13 protein-coding genes are annotated in these 14,442 nt (G+C 73.2%); 2 read left to right on the forward strand and 11 right to left on the reverse strand.

Translation table 11 applies throughout. The features are described from left to right. Window positions 1–86 precede the first annotated feature (86 nt). The 4 genes from HZZ00_RS35065 to bldG form a co-directional block, all read right to left on the reverse strand. Window positions 87–719 carry a small secreted protein gene (locus HZZ00_RS35065; protein WP_180330070.1) on the reverse strand — a complete coding sequence of 211 codons (633 nt, stop codon included), beginning with the start codon at window positions 717–719 and terminating at the stop codon, window positions 87–89. Between the two features lie 192 nt (window positions 720–911). After that, the gene (locus tag HZZ00_RS35070; RefSeq protein WP_180330071.1) at window positions 912–3,317 is read right to left on the reverse strand and encodes a sodium-translocating pyrophosphatase; all 2,406 of its coding nucleotides are present in this window, start codon (window positions 3,315–3,317) and stop codon (window positions 912–914) included. Window positions 3,318–3,694: 377 nt separating this feature from the next. Then, window positions 3,695–4,132 (reverse strand): ATP-binding protein, encoded by a 438-nt coding sequence (locus HZZ00_RS35075; protein ID WP_180330072.1) that lies wholly within the window; start codon window positions 4,130–4,132, stop codon window positions 3,695–3,697. A 233-nt stretch (window positions 4,133–4,365) separates the two neighbouring features. Beyond that, window positions 4,366–4,707 (reverse strand): anti-sigma factor antagonist BldG, encoded by a 342-nt coding sequence (gene bldG, locus HZZ00_RS35080; protein ID WP_010986038.1) that lies wholly within the window; start codon window positions 4,705–4,707, stop codon window positions 4,366–4,368. 81 nt (window positions 4,708–4,788) lie between these two features. Here bldG and HZZ00_RS35085 point away from each other — a divergent pair, with 81 nt between their 5' ends. Further along, on the forward strand, window positions 4,789–7,434 hold the full coding sequence (locus HZZ00_RS35085) for a DEAD/DEAH box helicase (RefSeq protein WP_257585534.1): 2,646 nt from the start codon (window positions 4,789–4,791) through the stop codon (window positions 7,432–7,434). Between the two features lie 105 nt (window positions 7,435–7,539). Here HZZ00_RS35085 and HZZ00_RS35090 read toward each other — a convergent pair whose 3' ends face one another. From HZZ00_RS35090 to ssd, 7 genes are all read right to left on the reverse strand, one after another. After that, window positions 7,540–8,028 carry an Rv3654c family TadE-like protein gene (locus tag HZZ00_RS35090; protein WP_257586036.1) on the reverse strand — a complete coding sequence of 163 codons (489 nt, stop codon included), beginning with the start codon at window positions 8,026–8,028 and terminating at the stop codon, window positions 7,540–7,542. Between the two features lie 77 nt (window positions 8,029–8,105). Further along, a complete protein-coding gene (locus HZZ00_RS35095; RefSeq protein ID WP_180330074.1) occupies window positions 8,106–8,444 on the reverse strand; it encodes a TadE family type IV pilus minor pilin in 339 nt (112 codons plus the stop codon). A 22-nt stretch (window positions 8,445–8,466) separates the two neighbouring features. Beyond that, window positions 8,467–8,676, reverse strand: a complete 210-nt coding sequence (locus HZZ00_RS35100) for a DUF4244 domain-containing protein (RefSeq protein WP_180330075.1) — start codon at window positions 8,674–8,676, stop codon at window positions 8,467–8,469. Between the two features lie 91 nt (window positions 8,677–8,767). Continuing rightward, a complete protein-coding gene (locus HZZ00_RS35105; protein ID WP_180330076.1) occupies window positions 8,768–9,559 on the reverse strand; it encodes a type II secretion system F family protein in 792 nt (263 codons plus the stop codon). A gap of 57 nt (window positions 9,560–9,616) precedes the next feature. Next, a complete protein-coding gene (locus tag HZZ00_RS35110; protein ID WP_180333836.1) occupies window positions 9,617–10,462 on the reverse strand; it encodes a type II secretion system F family protein in 846 nt (281 codons plus the stop codon). Between the two features lie 7 nt (window positions 10,463–10,469). Continuing rightward, complete coding sequence (locus tag HZZ00_RS35115; RefSeq protein WP_180330077.1) at window positions 10,470–11,663, reverse strand: TadA family conjugal transfer-associated ATPase; 1,194 nt, start codon at window positions 11,661–11,663, stop codon at window positions 10,470–10,472. Window positions 11,664–11,772: 109 nt separating this feature from the next. Next, complete coding sequence (ssd, locus tag HZZ00_RS35120) at window positions 11,773–12,870, reverse strand: septum site-determining protein Ssd (RefSeq protein WP_180330078.1); 1,098 nt, start codon at window positions 12,868–12,870, stop codon at window positions 11,773–11,775. A gap of 589 nt (window positions 12,871–13,459) precedes the next feature. Here ssd and HZZ00_RS35125 point away from each other — a divergent pair. Then, entirely contained in the window at window positions 13,460–14,290 is an 831-nt protein-coding gene (locus HZZ00_RS35125) for an HAD family phosphatase (RefSeq protein WP_180330079.1), read from the forward strand. The last annotated feature ends 152 nt before the right edge of the window (window positions 14,291–14,442 follow it).

The following is a 14,442-nucleotide window of genomic DNA, read 5'->3' on the forward strand; positions in this document are numbered from 1 at the left end:
CCGCGCGCCCCGGCCCGCCCACCGCCGACGCCGACACCGGCCCGCAACGGCTTTCGTCACGGCGTCGGCCCGGCCCCGGGCCTGCGTCAGCCCGCCGCGGCGCCCGTGGACGGCGACGCGGACGCCGCGTCGGCGACCTTCTTGCAGCTGGCCTGCTGCGCGATGGCGTCCTGGACCTCGCCCTGCTGAAGCTTCTTCAGCGACTCGGTGCCGCTCTGGTGCTTCTTCTCCAGCTCCGTCATCTGCTGGGCGACGTCGTGCAGCCCGGAGGCGAACTTCGCCTGGTCCTTGGTGTTCAGCCCGTCGACCTGCTTCTTCAGGTCGGCGTAGGAGGCCGCGAGGCTGTTGAAGCTCTTGACGACGCCGTTCAGCCGCTTGGCGCCGTCCTCGACCCCGGGAGGCGCGCCGGCCTCGTTGACGGCGGTGGCGATCGCCTTGTAGCCGTCGGCCATGTCCTGGAAGGCCTGGGAGTCGGTCTTCTGGAGCGTCTCGGGCTTGGCAGTGTCGGCGGCGGTCGTGGAGATCGCGTCGTTCGCCGCCTTGATCTTCGCGTCCTGCGCGGGCACGGCGTCGCACACCGACTTGGCCCAGGCGACCAGCTTGGGGTCGGGGCCCTTGGGCGCGCTGTTGCTGCTGCAGCCCGACAGCGCCACCACCAGTACCGCACCGCCGGACAGTGCGGCCGCGAGCTTCTTGTTCACCGGATTGGTCCCTTCCATGGCTCTCGGGCCCCGGACCCTACACGGCGGACGCACACCCTCCGCACACCGATCGCCCCCTAGATACCTTTTATTGCTTTTTGCGCGAGAGAAGGCTCACGGCGGCGCCACGCCCGCACACACGGACGGGCGGGCGGCACGCCGTCAGCACGCGCCGTCCGCCCGCCCAGTGCGGGGGCTCCGTCCGGAAACCTACGAAACCACCGCGGCGTCCGGCGAGTTGGCGACCCGCTCGGCACTCTCGTCGTCGCCGACGGCGATACCGCGCCGCTTGGAGACGTACACGGACACGATGATCACCAGCAGCGCGAGGATCGCGATCCCGATCCGCACGCCGAGGCTCTTGTCACTTCCGTAGGAGAACTTGATCACCGCGGGCGCGATGAGCAGCGAGACCAGGTTCATGACCTTCAGCAGCGGGTTGATGGCCGGGCCCGCGGTGTCCTTGAAGGGGTCGCCGACCGTGTCGCCGATCACCGTGGCCGCGTGGGCCTCGCTGCCCTTGCCGCCGTGGTGGCCGTCCTCCACCAGCTTCTTGGCGTTGTCCCAGGCACCGCCGGAGTTGGCGAGGAACACCGCCATCAGCGTGCCCGCGCCGATCGCGCCGGCCAGATAGGAGCCGAGCGAGCCGACGCCGAGCGTGAACCCGACGAAGATCGGCGCCATCACCGCGAGCAGACCGGGCGTGGCCAGCTCCCGCAGGGCGTCCTTGGTGCAGATGTCGACGACCTTGCCGTACTCGGGCTTCTCCGTGAAGTCCATGATCCCGGGCTTCTCACGGAACTGCCGCCGCACCTCGAACACCACCGAGCCGGCCGAACGCGACACGGCGTTGATGGCCAGTCCGGAGAAGAGGAAGACGACCGCGGCGCCGGCGATCAGACCGACCAGGTTGTTGGGCTGCGAGATGTCCAGGGACAGGCTCAGCGGCGCACCCGGCCCGGTGAGCTTGGCCCCGACGTCCTGCACATTGGTGGTGATCGCGTCGCGGTACGACCCGAACAGCGCCGACGCGGCGAGCACGGCGGTGGCGATGGCGATGCCCTTGGTGATGGCCTTGGTGGTGTTGCCGACCGCGTCCAGGTTGGTGAGCACCTGCGCGCCCGCGCCCTCGACGTCGCCGGACATCTCGGCGATGCCCTGCGCGTTGTCGGAGACCGGCCCGAAGGTGTCCATGGCGACGATCACGCCGACCGTGGTGAGCAGGCCGGTGCCGGCCAGCGCGACCGCGAACAGCGCGAGCATGATCGAGGTGCCGCCGAGCAGGAACGCGCCGTACACGCCGAGCCCGATGAGCAGCGCGGTGTAGACGGCGGACTCCAGGCCGACCGAGATGCCGGACAGGACGACGGTGGCGGGACCGGTGAGGGAGGTCTTGCCGATGTCGCGGACCGGGCGCCGGGTGGTCTCGGTGAAGTAGCCGGTGAGCTGCTGGATGACGGCGGCGAGCAGGATGCCGATGGCCACCGCGACCAGGGCGAGGATCCGCGGGTCGCCGTCCTTGCCCCTGATCGCCGCGTCCGTCACTCCGTTGAGTCCGGAGTACGTCGACGGCAGATAGACGAAGACCGCGACGGCGACCAGCACGAGGGAGATCACCGCGGAGATGAAGAAACCGCGGTTGATCGCGGACATGCCGCTGCGGTCGGCGCGTCGCGGGGCCACCGCGAAGATGCCGATCATCGCGGTGATCACCCCGATGGCGGGCACCAGCAGCGGGAAGGCGAGCCCGGAGTCGCCGAACGCGGCCTTGCCGAGGATCAGCGCGGCCACCAGGGTGACGGCGTAGGACTCGAACAGGTCGGCCGCCATGCCGGCGCAGTCGCCGACGTTGTCGCCCACGTTGTCGGCGATGGTCGCGGCATTGCGCGGGTCGTCCTCCGGAATGCCCTGCTCGACCTTGCCGACCAGGTCGGCGCCGACGTCGGCGGCCTTGGTGAAGATGCCGCCGCCCACACGCATGAACATGGCGATCAGAGCGGCGCCGAGACCGAAGCCCTCCAGCACCTTCGGCGCGTCGGCGGCATAGACCAGCACTACACAAGAGGCACCCAGCAGGCCGAGGCCCACGGTGAACATGCCGACGACACCGCCCGTGCGAAATGCGATCTTCATCGCGGTGTGCGAGACGGTCGTGAGATCTTTTTCGGGTTCGCCTTCGGCCGGTGTGGCTTCCCGGGCCGCCGCGGCGACCCGCACATTGCTGCGTACGGCGAGCCACATGCCGATATAACCGGTGGCCGCCGAGAACGCGGCTCCGATCAGGAAGAACACCGAACGCCCGGCACGCTGATTCCAGTCGTCCGCGGGCAGCAGCAGGAGCAGGAAGAAGACGACCACGGCGAATACGCCGAGTGTCCGCAGCTGCCGGGCGAGATACGCCTTGGCGCCTTCCTGCACCGCTTCGGCGATCTTCTTCATGCTGTCGGTGCCCTCGCCCGCCGCAAGCACCTGGCGCACCAGGATCCCCGCGACCACCAGCGCGGCGAGGGCGACCGCCGCGATGACGGCCACGATGACCCTGTTGCCGTCGGTGAGTACCGCGGCCGCGAGGGATGTGGGGTGGTCCAACTGAGAGGGGGTAGAAAGCCCCGCCATTCGTCCTCCTTGACGCTTGGGCTGAGCTCAAGATGTGGACGGATTGTAGGTACCAGTGAGTGATGCCAAAAGAGCACGGTAAACGGAATTGGCTTGCCCGCCCAGGTGAGCGAACCCGAAAGAAGTAATGCCTCAAAAGCATTGACGGACGCCGTCGGTCCCATTGAACCTTGATCGAATGATACGGCTATTGATCGTGAATTCCTTCACGAATTCCCGGGCCCGTCTTCCGGCCCGCCACAGAACCCGTCTTCCGGCCCCTCCGGGCCCGTCTTTCGGACGTTCTTCCGCCGGCGGGAAATGATCTGCCCACAACACGAGCAGGGCCCTGCGCTCGGCAGGGCCCTGAGGTGGATCGGAGTCTTGGGTAGGTGACGTCAGGCGGCGGTGACCGCCGGCGGAGCGGCCGGCCAGGTCATCCGGATCCGCCCGCCGTTCTCGCCGGTGGTGACCTCGACGTCGTCCACGAGACCGCTGATGACCGCGAGGCCCATCTCGTCCTCCTCGGCCTCCACGTCCGCGTCGGCGGCGGCGCCCCGGGAGGTCCGCTCGGCGGGGACCGCGTGCGGGGCCTCGTCGCCGACCTCGATGGAGAACTGTTTCTCCTCCTCGATCAGCGCCACCTTCACGGGCGCCGTGATGCCACCGCTCTGATGCAGTCCCACGGCACGGGAGCATGCCTCGCCCACGGCGAGCCGGACCTCGTCCAGGACGGCCTCGTCCACTCCGGCCCTGCGTGCCACCGCTGCCGCCACCAACCGGGCGGTCCGGACGTGCTCGGGCAGCGCGCTGAAGCGGAGTTCGACGGTGGCCATGCATCCCCCTCGCGACTACGGGACTGCGGACGGGCCGGCCCGCGGACCGGCCCTCATGAACTTCGTTACCCGGATACACCCGGGCACACCCGGCACGGGCCCCTACCGAAGTACGAGCCCGGCCGGACCGGACCAGGACGGGACACACCGGAGTCCGCACCGGCCACCGGCCGTCGCTCAGGACGGTCGGCGACCGGAGACGGCCGGTGGCCCGCCAGGGGCCGGCAACAGGGTCAGTCGGTGGCCGCCACCGCTTCCTCGACCGAGGTGTGAATCGGGAACACCTTGGTGAGGCCGGTGATGCGGAAGATCTTGAGAATGCGCTCCTGGTTGCAGACCAGGCGCAGCGAGCCCTCATGGGCACGCACTCGCTTCAGGCCGCCGACCAGCACGCCGAGACCGGTGGAGTCGAGGAAGTCCACGCCCTCCATGTCGACGACAAGGTGGAAATTGCCGTCGTTCACCAGCTCGACCAGCTGCTCGCGCAGCTTGGGCGCGGTGTAAACATCGATTTCGCCACCGACCTCGACGACCGTACGATCGCCGACGGTACGGGTCGACAGGGACAGGTCCACGGATCCTCCAGCACCTTGCTATCGAGCGGTCGCCCCTCGGGCACCTCGCCTTGCGGCCCCCGGGACGCAACGCCAGCCGCGATGGCATTCAATCACTTACCGGCAGGCGTGCACGACGCCTTGACTCCATTGTCCGTCACGCCAGTGACACACTCGGTGCCGATGGCCAAGAATCACCGATCCGATCGACCCGTGCGGGACCCGGCGTCCCGCCCGTCGCCGGGCACGGTCCTGGACCGGCTCGCCTCCGGTCCGAGCCGGGCTGCGCGCATCACTCATACGGAGCACTTGCCCCCGCGTACGGGGCGGCATGCCGTCTGGCCTGACCGGATTCGGCCGGAGGTGATCGCGGCCGTGCGGGAGTGCGGCATCGAGCATCCCTGGGCGCACCAGGCGCTGGCCGCCGAGCACGCCCTGGACGGCGATTCGGTGATCGTCGCCACCGGTACCGCCTCCGGCAAGTCGCTCGCTTATCTCGTCCCCGTGCTGTCCACTCTTCTGGAGGGTTCCCAGGCGCCGAACGGCCGAGGGGCCACCGCGCTGTACCTCTCCCCCACCAAGGCGCTCGCGGCGGATCAGTGCCGGTCGGTGAAGGAACTTTCACAACCTCTCGGCACCGCGGTACGCCCGGCCGTGTACGACGGCGACACTCCGTTCGAAGAACGCGAGTGGATCCGGCAGTACGCCAACTACGTCCTCACCAACCCCGACATGCTGCACCGCGGGATCCTGCCCTCCCACCCGCGCTGGTCCTCCTTCCTGAAGTCGCTCAAGTACGTCGTGATCGACGAGTGCCACACCTACCGGGGCGTCTTCGGCTCGCACGTCGCCCAGGTGCTGCGCCGGCTGCGGCGCGTCTGCGCCCGCTACGGCTCCTCCCCGGTCTTCCTGCTGGCCTCCGCGACCGCCGCCGAGCCCGCCGTCGCCGCCCGCCGGCTGACCGGCCTGCCGGTGGTCGAGGTCGCCGACGACGCCTCCCCGCGCGGCGAGCTGGTCTTCGCCCTCTGGGAGCCCCCGCTCACCGAGCTGCACGGCGAGAGGGGCGCACCCGTACGGCGTACCGCCACCGCCGAGACCGCCGATCTGCTGACCGACCTGACCGTGCAGGGCGTGCGCTCGGTCGCCTTCGTACGGTCCCGGCGCGGCGCCGAGCTGATCTCGGTGATCGCCCAGGAGAAACTGGCCGAGGTCGACCGCTCCCTGGTCCGGCGGGTCGCGGCCTACCGCGGCGGCTACCTCCCCGAGGAACGCCGCGCCCTGGAGCGCGCCCTGCACTCCGGGGAACTCCTCGGGCTCGCCGCCACCACGGCCCTGGAGCTGGGCGTGGACGTCTCCGGACTGGACGCGGTGGTGATCGCCGGCTACCCGGGCACCCGCGCCTCCCTGTGGCAGCAGGCGGGCCGCGCGGGACGCTCCGGCGAGGGCGCCCTCGCGGTCCTGGTCGCCCGTGACGATCCGCTGGACACCTTCCTCGTCCACCATCCGGAGGCGCTGTTCGACCAGCCGGTGGAGTCGACCGTCCTCGATCCCGACAACCCCTACGTCCTCGCCCCGCACCTGTGCGCCGCCGCCGCGGAGCTCCCGCTGACCGAGGAGGACCTGGAGCTGTTCGGGCCCGCCTGCGCCGACGTGCTGCCGCAACTGGAGGCCGCGAAGCTGCTGCGCCGGCGGACCCGGGCCTGGCACTGGACCCGCCGGGAGCGCGCCGCCGACCTCACCGACATCCGCGGCACGGGCGGCCGGCCGGTCCAGATCGTGGAGGGCGGCACCGGGCGGCTGCTCGGCACGGTGGACGCCGCCGCCGCGCACTCCACGGTCCACGAGGGCGCGGTCCACCTCCACCAGGGCCGCACCTATCTGGTGCGCTCCCTCGACCTGGAGGACTCGGTCGCCCTGGTGGAGCAGGCCGACCCGCCGTACTCGACGGTCGCCCGGGACACCACCGCCATCTCCATCCTGGAGACCGACACCGAGATCCCTTGGGGCGACGGGCGCCTGTGCTACGGCTCCGTCGAGGTCACCAACCAGGTGGTCTCCTTCCTGCGCAGACGCCTGATCACCGGTGAGGTGCTGGGCGAGACCAAGCTCGACCTGCCGCCCCGCACGCTGCGCACCCGCGCGGTGTGGTGGACGGTCACCGAGGACCAGCTGGACGAGGCCCGGATCACCCCGGAGATCCTCGGCGGCTCCCTGCACGCCGCCGAGCACGCCTCCATCGGCATGCTGCCGCTCTTCGCGACCTGCGACCGCTGGGACATCGGCGGCGTGTCCGTGCCGCTGCATCCCGACACCCTCCTTCCCACGGTCTTCGTGTACGACGGCCATCCCGGCGGCGCGGGCTTCGCCGAGCGCGCCTTCCACACCGCCCGCGCCTGGCTGGCAGCCACCCGCGAGGCCATCGCCTCCTGCGAGTGCGAGGCCGGCTGCCCGTCCTGCATCCAGTCCCCCAAGTGCGGCAACGGCAACGACCCCCTGCACAAGAGAGGCGCGGTCCGCCTCCTCACGGCCCTGCTGCGCGGCGCGCCGGAGGAAGGACCGGAGGATGGCCGGGGAGACGTGCCGGGGGAAGGGCCAGGGGGTGAGCCGAAGCCACGGCTGGAAGGGCTGGGGGAAGGGACGGAAGGGCCGGGGGAACGCCCGGGCGAAGGGGCGGCTCCGGCCTCGGCTCCCGATCCCGCTCCGGCTCCGGCTCCGGCTCCGGCTCCGGGACAGTCACCCCAGGTCTGAGCGCCAACGGCGGCGGCCCTGGCGGAGACGGGCCATGTGGGGCCGGCCGGCTGTGGAGCCAGGCGCAGGCCGACCGGATGCGGAGTCGGTCGGAGGCCGGCCGGATCACGGCAAGTCACGTGGAGAACGGTCGGCCGGAGAAAGGTCAGGCGGAGGCAGGCCAGGTGGTGGCGGGCCGGTCGCGGACAGGCCCGGTCGCCGCAGGCCTGGCGGCAGCGGACCCGCCGGGCCCGCCCTCGCCCTGACCCGCGCCGTGAACGGCCCCCCTCCCGAGGCCGCGGTCACGTCCGAGATCTCGCCCTGGACCGCGCACCGCACCAGCCGGGCGCCCTGGGCCGCCGCCAGCCGCCCGGCCCGGGCGCAGGCCGCCGGGCCGCCCTCGGCCCAGTGGTCCGCCGCCGCGAGCGCCGCGAGATCGGCACCGCCGGCCGCCCGGTGCCGGACGACCACGGCCTGTCCCAGCGCGAGGACGGCGCCGAACACCACACAGAGCACCGCGATCACCCCGAGGCTCCAGACGGAGGCGGACCCCCGGTCGGAACCGGGGCCGTCCCGCCCGCCAGTGCCGTGACCGGGCACGCCCCGGCCGACCATCGCTCCCCGCCGAATCCGGGCAGACACCCGAGCCTCCATCCGGCCTCTTCCCGGCGTCCTCGGACCCCGTCCCGGCGTCATCGTCCCGTCCCCGGTGTCCCGACCGTCTCCTCCGCCAGCGCGACGGCGTCCTCGCGGAGTTCGAACGGCAGTCCGCTGAGCACCGGCGGCCGGGCCACCACCGTCACCCGGACCTGATCGCCTTCGCGCCCCACCGTCACCCGCGCCCCGCGCGGCGCCGCGTCGCGCGTCACCGACAGCACCGCGCCGGGCGGGTCCTGGCGGGCGGCGGACCGGGCGCCCGCGCGGGCCGCGTCCACGCACCGGATCTGCGCGGCCACCACGAGCAGCCCCCAGACCAGCGCCATCGTGAACGCCACCAGCACGCACAGCACCACGGCCGCCTCCACGGTCACGAACCCGCGGTCCGACCCCCGTTCACATCCGCGCACTGAGGGCCTTCTTCACGATGGACTGCAACTCCGCGCGGACCTGGCCGCTGGTGACGACCTCGTACAGCAGCACGGCGAATCCGACGGCCGCGATGATGCCCATCGCGTATTCGGAGGTCACCATCCCCGCGTCCGCGCGGCACGCCCGCCGCAGCCCGGCCAGTCCGGCCATCACTTTCCTGATCTTCCTGTTCATCTCAACCCCCGTGAGGTCTCGGTCTGTTCTCGTGTTCCTCGGTCGACGGCCGCGCTCGGCCGTCACGGCGTCCTGCGCCTCTTCGTGGGCGTCACCTCCCTGCCATCGCCCCGCCCGCGAGCCCGATCACCACGGGCAGCACGCCGATGGCGATGAAGGCGGGCAGGAAGCACAGGCCGACCGGCGCGGAGATCAGCACGGCCGCCCGGCGGGCCCGGGCCGTCGCGGCCCGCCCCCACTGCGCGCGGGTGTCCGAGGCGATGCGGGCCACCGGGCCGGCCGCGGGCAGGCCCGATTCGTCGGCCCGCTCCAGCAGCCGGGCCAGGGGCGCGGCGCCGGGCAGCGCGGCCAGCCACCGCCAGGCGTCCGCCGGTGCGCCGCCGAGCCGGGTCTCCGCCGCGCCCCGCGCCAGCGCCTGCCCGACGGGGCCGCCCAGGGCCTCCCCCACCGCCTGCGCGGCCACCACCGGTCCGGCGCCGGCCGCAATGCACGCCGCGAGCAGATCGGCGGCGAGCGGCAGTTGGCGCGCCGCGCGGGCACTGTCCACGGTCTCCGGTCCGGCCGTCGCCTGACGGCGCCACCACCGCCAGAGCACGACGCCGACGCCCAGCCCGAGCAGGGCCCCGGTGACCCCGCCGACCAGCACCCACACCCCGCCCGCCGCACCCACCGGTGGCAGCCATCGCCGCGCCGTGTCCGTGACCGGCAACCGCCGTCCGGACGCCACCCTTTCGGGCGCCACCGTTTCGGGCGCCAGCAGCTCCACCGCCCGGTGTCTCGCCCGGCGCGCGCGGCGGGCCGCCGGCACCAGCCGCGCACCCCAGCCGAGCGCCGCCGCCGCGGCCATGACCGTCCCCAGCCTGTGCACAACATCCCCGTTCACGTCCTCACTCCTCGCCTCGCGTCCACAGCCGCCCGGCCCGGGCGGACATCCGCTCCCTCATGCCGCCCCCGCTGCCCGCACGATCCGCGCCGCCCACCACAGCCCGGCCGCCTCGAACGCCGCGCCGATCAGCAGGCAGCCCAGGCCCGGGCCGGTGTGCAGGAGGACCCGCAACGGGGCGGCGCCCAGGGCCGCACCGAGGAGCAGGCCGAGGGCGGGCAGGGCCGCGAGCAGTACCGCGGTGGCTCTGGCGCCCGCCAGCTGGGCACGGAGATCGGCGCGTTGATCCCGTTCCGCGCGCAGCGCTGCGTCCAGCCGGTCCAGGCCGGCCGCGAGTCCCGCGCCCTGGTCGACGGCCACCCGCCAGCAGGCGGCCAGCCCGAGCAGTCCCTCAGCGCCCGCCCGGCGGGCCGCCACCGCGAGGGCACCGGGTACGTCCCCGCCGAAGCGGGCCGCCGCCACCACGGCCGCCTGCGCCCCGCCGAGCCCGCCCGAGTCCCGCGCCGCCCGCAGCAGCGCCTCCCCGGGCTGCCGTCCGGCGCGCACCTCGCCCGCGAGTGCCCCGCACAGGGCGATCACCCGGTCGGCCCGCCGTTCCCGGGCGGTTCTCGCCCGCCGGGCCAGCCGTACCCGGCGCAACACCGGCACCCCGGCCGCCCCCGCGACGGCCGGAAGCACCGAGGTGCCCAGCACCGCGAGCAGCAGCCCGGCGGCGAGGGCCCACCACTCGGCTCCCCAGCGGTCGCGCAACCGCCTTACCTGCGCCGCGAGTTGTGCCCGTCCCGCCGGACCGGTCGCCGCTCCTCCGCCACGGGCCAGCAGCAGCCTGGCCCGACGCAACCCGTGCTGCCGCTCGGCCAGCAGCCAGGCCGGCACGCCGAGACAGATCAGCACGGCACCCATCGACAGCTCAGTGCGCACACCCGTCACCTCCGTCCTCGCCCAGCAGGGGCGCGAGCCGCCCCCATCCCCGCTCCCGCACGAACGCCCGCTCGCCCCACCGCAGCGCGGGCACCGTCCGCACCAGCCCCGTGGCGTCCCGTTCCAGTACGTGCACCTCCGCGATCCGGCGCCGTCCGGCGCGGTCCCGTACCAGATGGAGCACCACGGAGAGGGCGGCTGCCAGTTGGCTGTGCAGGGCGGCCCGGTCGAGGCCGGCGGCCGTGGCCAGCGCCTCCAGACGGGCCGGCACATCGCCCGCGGTGTTGGCGTGGATCGTGCAACTGCCGCCGTCGTGACCCGTGTTGAGCGCGGCGAGCAGATGCACGACCTCGGGCCCGCGCACCTCTCCGACCACCAGCCGGTCCGGCCGCATCCGCAGGGCCTGGCGCACCAGGTCCTCCAGGGTGACCAATCCCGCGCCCTCCTGGTTGGCGGGCCGGGTCTCCAGCCGGACGACATGCGGGTGGTCGGGTCTCAGCTCGGCGGAGTCCTCGGCGAGCACGATCCGCTCATCGGGTCCGACCAACCCCAGAAGGGCGCTGAGCAGGGTCGTCTTGCCGCTGCCGGTGCCACCGCTGACCAGGAAGGACAGCCGGGCGGCGAGCAGGGCCCGCAGAATCCGGTCCCCGCCGGGTGGCACGGTGCCCGCCGCGACGAGTTCCGCGAGGGTGAAGGCCCGGGGACGGGCCACGCGCAGGGCCAGGCAGGTGCAGCCGACGGCGACCGGGGGCAGCACGGCGTGCAGCCGGGTGCCGTCGGGCAGCCGGGCGTCCACCCACGGCCGGGCATCGTCCAGCCGGCGTCCGGCCACCGCGGCCAGTCGCTGCGCGAGGCGTCGTACCGCCGCCGCGTCGGGGAAGGTCACCCGCGTCAGCTCCAGGCCGCCGCCGCGGTCCACCCACACCCGGTCCGGGGCGGACACCAGCACGTCGGTGACGTCCGGGTCCGCGAGCAGCGGCTCCAGGGGCCCGGTGCCGACGAGCTCGGACCTCAGCCGCTCGGCCGCGCCGAGGATCTCGGCGTCACCGAGCACCCGGCCCTGTTCCCGCAGCGCCTGGGCGACCCGCGCGGGCGTGGGCTCCGCGCCGCTCTCGGCGAGCCGCCGCCGGACCCCGTCGAGCAGGGCCGCGCCGTCGGCCGGGTCGAGTCCGGGAAGGTTCATCGCGAGCCTCCCGCCCCGGCCGGTCCGCACTCCCCGGAGCCCGGTCGCGAGCCGCTCCGGCCGTCCCCGGGACGGGTCACGCCGTCCACCCGCCCGCGTTCCGAGGGGGTCATCGCGTCCCTCCCGCCTCGGTCAGCGCCCGCTCCCAGAACTCGGTGCAGAAGCGGGCCAGCGGGCCGCGGGCGCTCGCGCCGGGCGGTTTCCCGGCGCCGCGCGGGCGCAGGAGGGCGGGTTCGGCCGGCACCTCACCGGCCAGTGGCAGGCCGAGCAGGCGGGCCACCTCGTGGTCGTCCAGGCCGGGCGCGTAGGGGCCGCGGACCGCGACCCGCAGATCGCGGACGACCATGCCGACGGCGGCGGCGACCCGGCCGGCCGCCGCGACCGCCCGCAGTTCGGCCGGGACGACGAGCAGGGCCAGGTCGAGCTGGGCGAGGACCTCGCCGACCCCGTCGTCCAGGCGGCGGGGCAGGTCGACCACGACGGTGCCGCCGCGTCGCCGGGCGGCGGCCAGGACCGCGCGCACGGCCTGGGGCGGCACGGCGACGCAGTCGCCGCGGTCCCAGCTGAGCACCCGGAGGGAGTGCAGCGCGGGCAGCGACTCCTCCAGCGCGCCGCCGCCGACCCGGCCGCGGGAGGCGGCGAAGGCGGGCCAGCGCAGGCCCTCGGCGCCCTCGCCACCGAGCAGTACGTCGAGTCCGCCACCGAGCGGGTCGGCGTCCACGAGAAGTGTGCGCAGCCCCTCCCGGGCGGAGGTGACGGCGAGCGCGCACGCGAGGGTGGACGCGCCGGCCCCGCCCCGGCCGCCGATCACGCCGACGGTGAGGGCCGGGCGGCCGACACCCTCGGCGACGTCCGCGATCCGGTCGACCAGCCACTGTTCGCCGTCGGGGAGGATCAGGACGTGGTCGGCGCCGATCTCCACGGCGCGTCTCCACACCCCGGGGTCGTCCTGGTCCCGGCCGATCAGCACCACCTGGCGCCGGCGGGTGGAGCCGCGCAGCCGGTGGGCGGCGTCGTCGCCGACCAGGACGAGCGGGGCGGCGTCCCAGCTGCCGCCCTGGTCCGGTACGCCGTGGTGCACCTCGGGCGTGGCGCCGGCGGCCGCGCACAGGCGCAGCAGGTCGTCCAGCAGCACGGCGTCCTCGGTGACGATGAGCGGACTGCCGCCGGTGGCGGGCCGTGGGTCGTGGGTGATGGTCGCGGTCATGGGTGTTCCCCCTTCGCCGCGTGGTCCGCGTACCGCCGCGACCACGCGATTTCCCGGCTTCCGGAGAAGCGGCGAGCGGCTTCCCCGTGAAGGGCCGACAGGAATCGGCCATACGCGCCCGCCACAAACGGAACCGGCCGTGAACTCGCCGTGCGCAGCGCGTCGGAAACACGATGCGGCGATCCGGGAAATCGTGTGGATCTTGGTGGAAAACAGTGGACAACTCAGGCCCTGTGAATAACTCGCTCACCCAAACCGGTGACCGCGCGCTGAACCGTGTACGACATCCACAGCGCAGCCCTACGATTACCGCGAGTAACGAATCATGGACGCGCGGAAGCGGCGGCCTCGACGCGCAGGCGTCGGCCGCTGGGCCGTACGAGGGAGGGAAAGGGACGGAAAAACCCGTCCGGACATGCGACGACCCCCGCCGGGGGGGAGAGCGGGGGTCGTCCCCACGGCCGACTCGGGGGGGGAGGAGCCGGACCGGGTTAGCACGGTCGCGAACGATCCGTGACTTCCATGGTGTACCCGAGAGCCTTCTCAGGCAAACCCACGCGCCACACCTTACGCCGAATGGTGGGCGCCTATGCTCAGGGGCGTGGAAAACCACTCCTTGCCCCGCGCCGCGGCCTTCTTCGACCTGGACAAGACGGTCATTGCGAAGTCCAGCACACTCACCTTCAGCAAGTCCTTCTACCAAGGGGGGCTGATCAACCGCAGGGTCGCCTTGCGCACCGCCTATGCGCAGTTCGTGTTCCTGGTGGGCGGTCTGGACCACGACCAGATGGAACGCATGCGCGCCTATCTGTCGGACATGGTGCGCGGCTGGAACGTCCAGCAGGTGCGGGAGATCGTCGCGGAGACCCTGCACGACCTGATCGACCCGATCATCTACGACGAGGCCGCCTCGCTCATCGAGGAGCACCACACGGCCGGCCGGGACGTGGTGATCGTGTCCACCTCGGGCGCCGAGGTGGTCGAGCCGGTCGGGGAACTCCTGGGCGCGGACCGGGTGGTGGCCACCCGCATGGTCGTCGGCGAGGACGGCTGCTTCACCGGCGAGGTGGAGTACTACGCCTACGGTCCGACCAAGGCGGAGGCGATCCGCGAGCTGGCCGCCTCCGAGGGCTACGACCTCGACCGCTGCTACGCCTACAGCGACTCGGCGACCGATCTGCCGATGCTCCAGACGGTCGGCCACCCGCACGCCGTCAACCCGGACCGCGCACTGCGCCGCGAGGCGATCGCGCGGGGCTGGCCGGTGCTGGAGTTCCGCCGTCCGGTCCCGCTCAAGAAGCGGCTGCCCACCCTCTCCGTGCCGCCGCGCCCGGCGCTGGTCGCGGCGGCGGCCGTGGGAGCGGCGGCCGCGACCGCCGGGCTCGTCTGGTACGCCAGCCGGCGCCGCGGCACCGCCTGACCGCGCCCGCTTCGCCCCTTTTCGCGCCCGGAGGCAAAGAAACGGGGGCAGGGCTTCCGCTCGCTTCCGGGGCGCGGTACAAAGAGAACAGAGGCCCGCGAGACCAAGGACATCCGAGAGGATTCCCAACCACTGCGCAATTGGCCCACGGA

It is taken from the genome of Streptomyces sp. NEAU-sy36, from assembly GCF_013423905.1.
GTDB classification, from domain to species: Bacteria; Actinomycetota; Actinomycetes; order Streptomycetales; family Streptomycetaceae; genus Streptomyces; species Streptomyces misionensis.

Excerpts from the sequence above, each read along its gene's own strand:
- HZZ00_RS35065 (WP_180330070.1), bottom strand. The coding sequence starts at position 719 with ATGGAAGGGACCAATCCGGTGAACAAGAAGCTCGCGGCCGCACTGTCC.
- HZZ00_RS35070 (WP_180330071.1), bottom strand. The coding sequence starts at position 3,317 with ATGGCGGGGCTTTCTACCCCCTCTCAGTTGGACCACCCCACATCCCTC.
- HZZ00_RS35075 (WP_180330072.1), bottom strand. The coding sequence starts at position 4,132 with ATGGCCACCGTCGAACTCCGCTTCAGCGCGCTGCCCGAGCACGTCCGG.
- HZZ00_RS35085 (WP_257585534.1), top strand. The coding sequence starts at position 4,789 with ATGGCATTCAATCACTTACCGGCAGGCGTGCACGACGCCTTGACTCCA.
- HZZ00_RS35090 (WP_257586036.1), bottom strand. The coding sequence starts at position 8,028 with ATGGTCGGCCGGGGCGTGCCCGGTCACGGCACTGGCGGGCGGGACGGC.
- HZZ00_RS35100 (WP_180330075.1), bottom strand. The coding sequence starts at position 8,676 with ATGAACAGGAAGATCAGGAAAGTGATGGCCGGACTGGCCGGGCTGCGG.
- HZZ00_RS35110 (WP_180333836.1), bottom strand. The coding sequence starts at position 10,462 with ATGGGTGCCGTGCTGATCTGTCTCGGCGTGCCGGCCTGGCTGCTGGCC.
- HZZ00_RS35115 (WP_180330077.1), bottom strand. The coding sequence starts at position 11,663 with ATGAACCTTCCCGGACTCGACCCGGCCGACGGCGCGGCCCTGCTCGAC.
- ssd (WP_180330078.1), bottom strand. The coding sequence starts at position 12,870 with ATGACCGCGACCATCACCCACGACCCACGGCCCGCCACCGGCGGCAGT.
- HZZ00_RS35125 (WP_180330079.1), top strand. The coding sequence starts at position 13,460 with ATGCTCAGGGGCGTGGAAAACCACTCCTTGCCCCGCGCCGCGGCCTTC.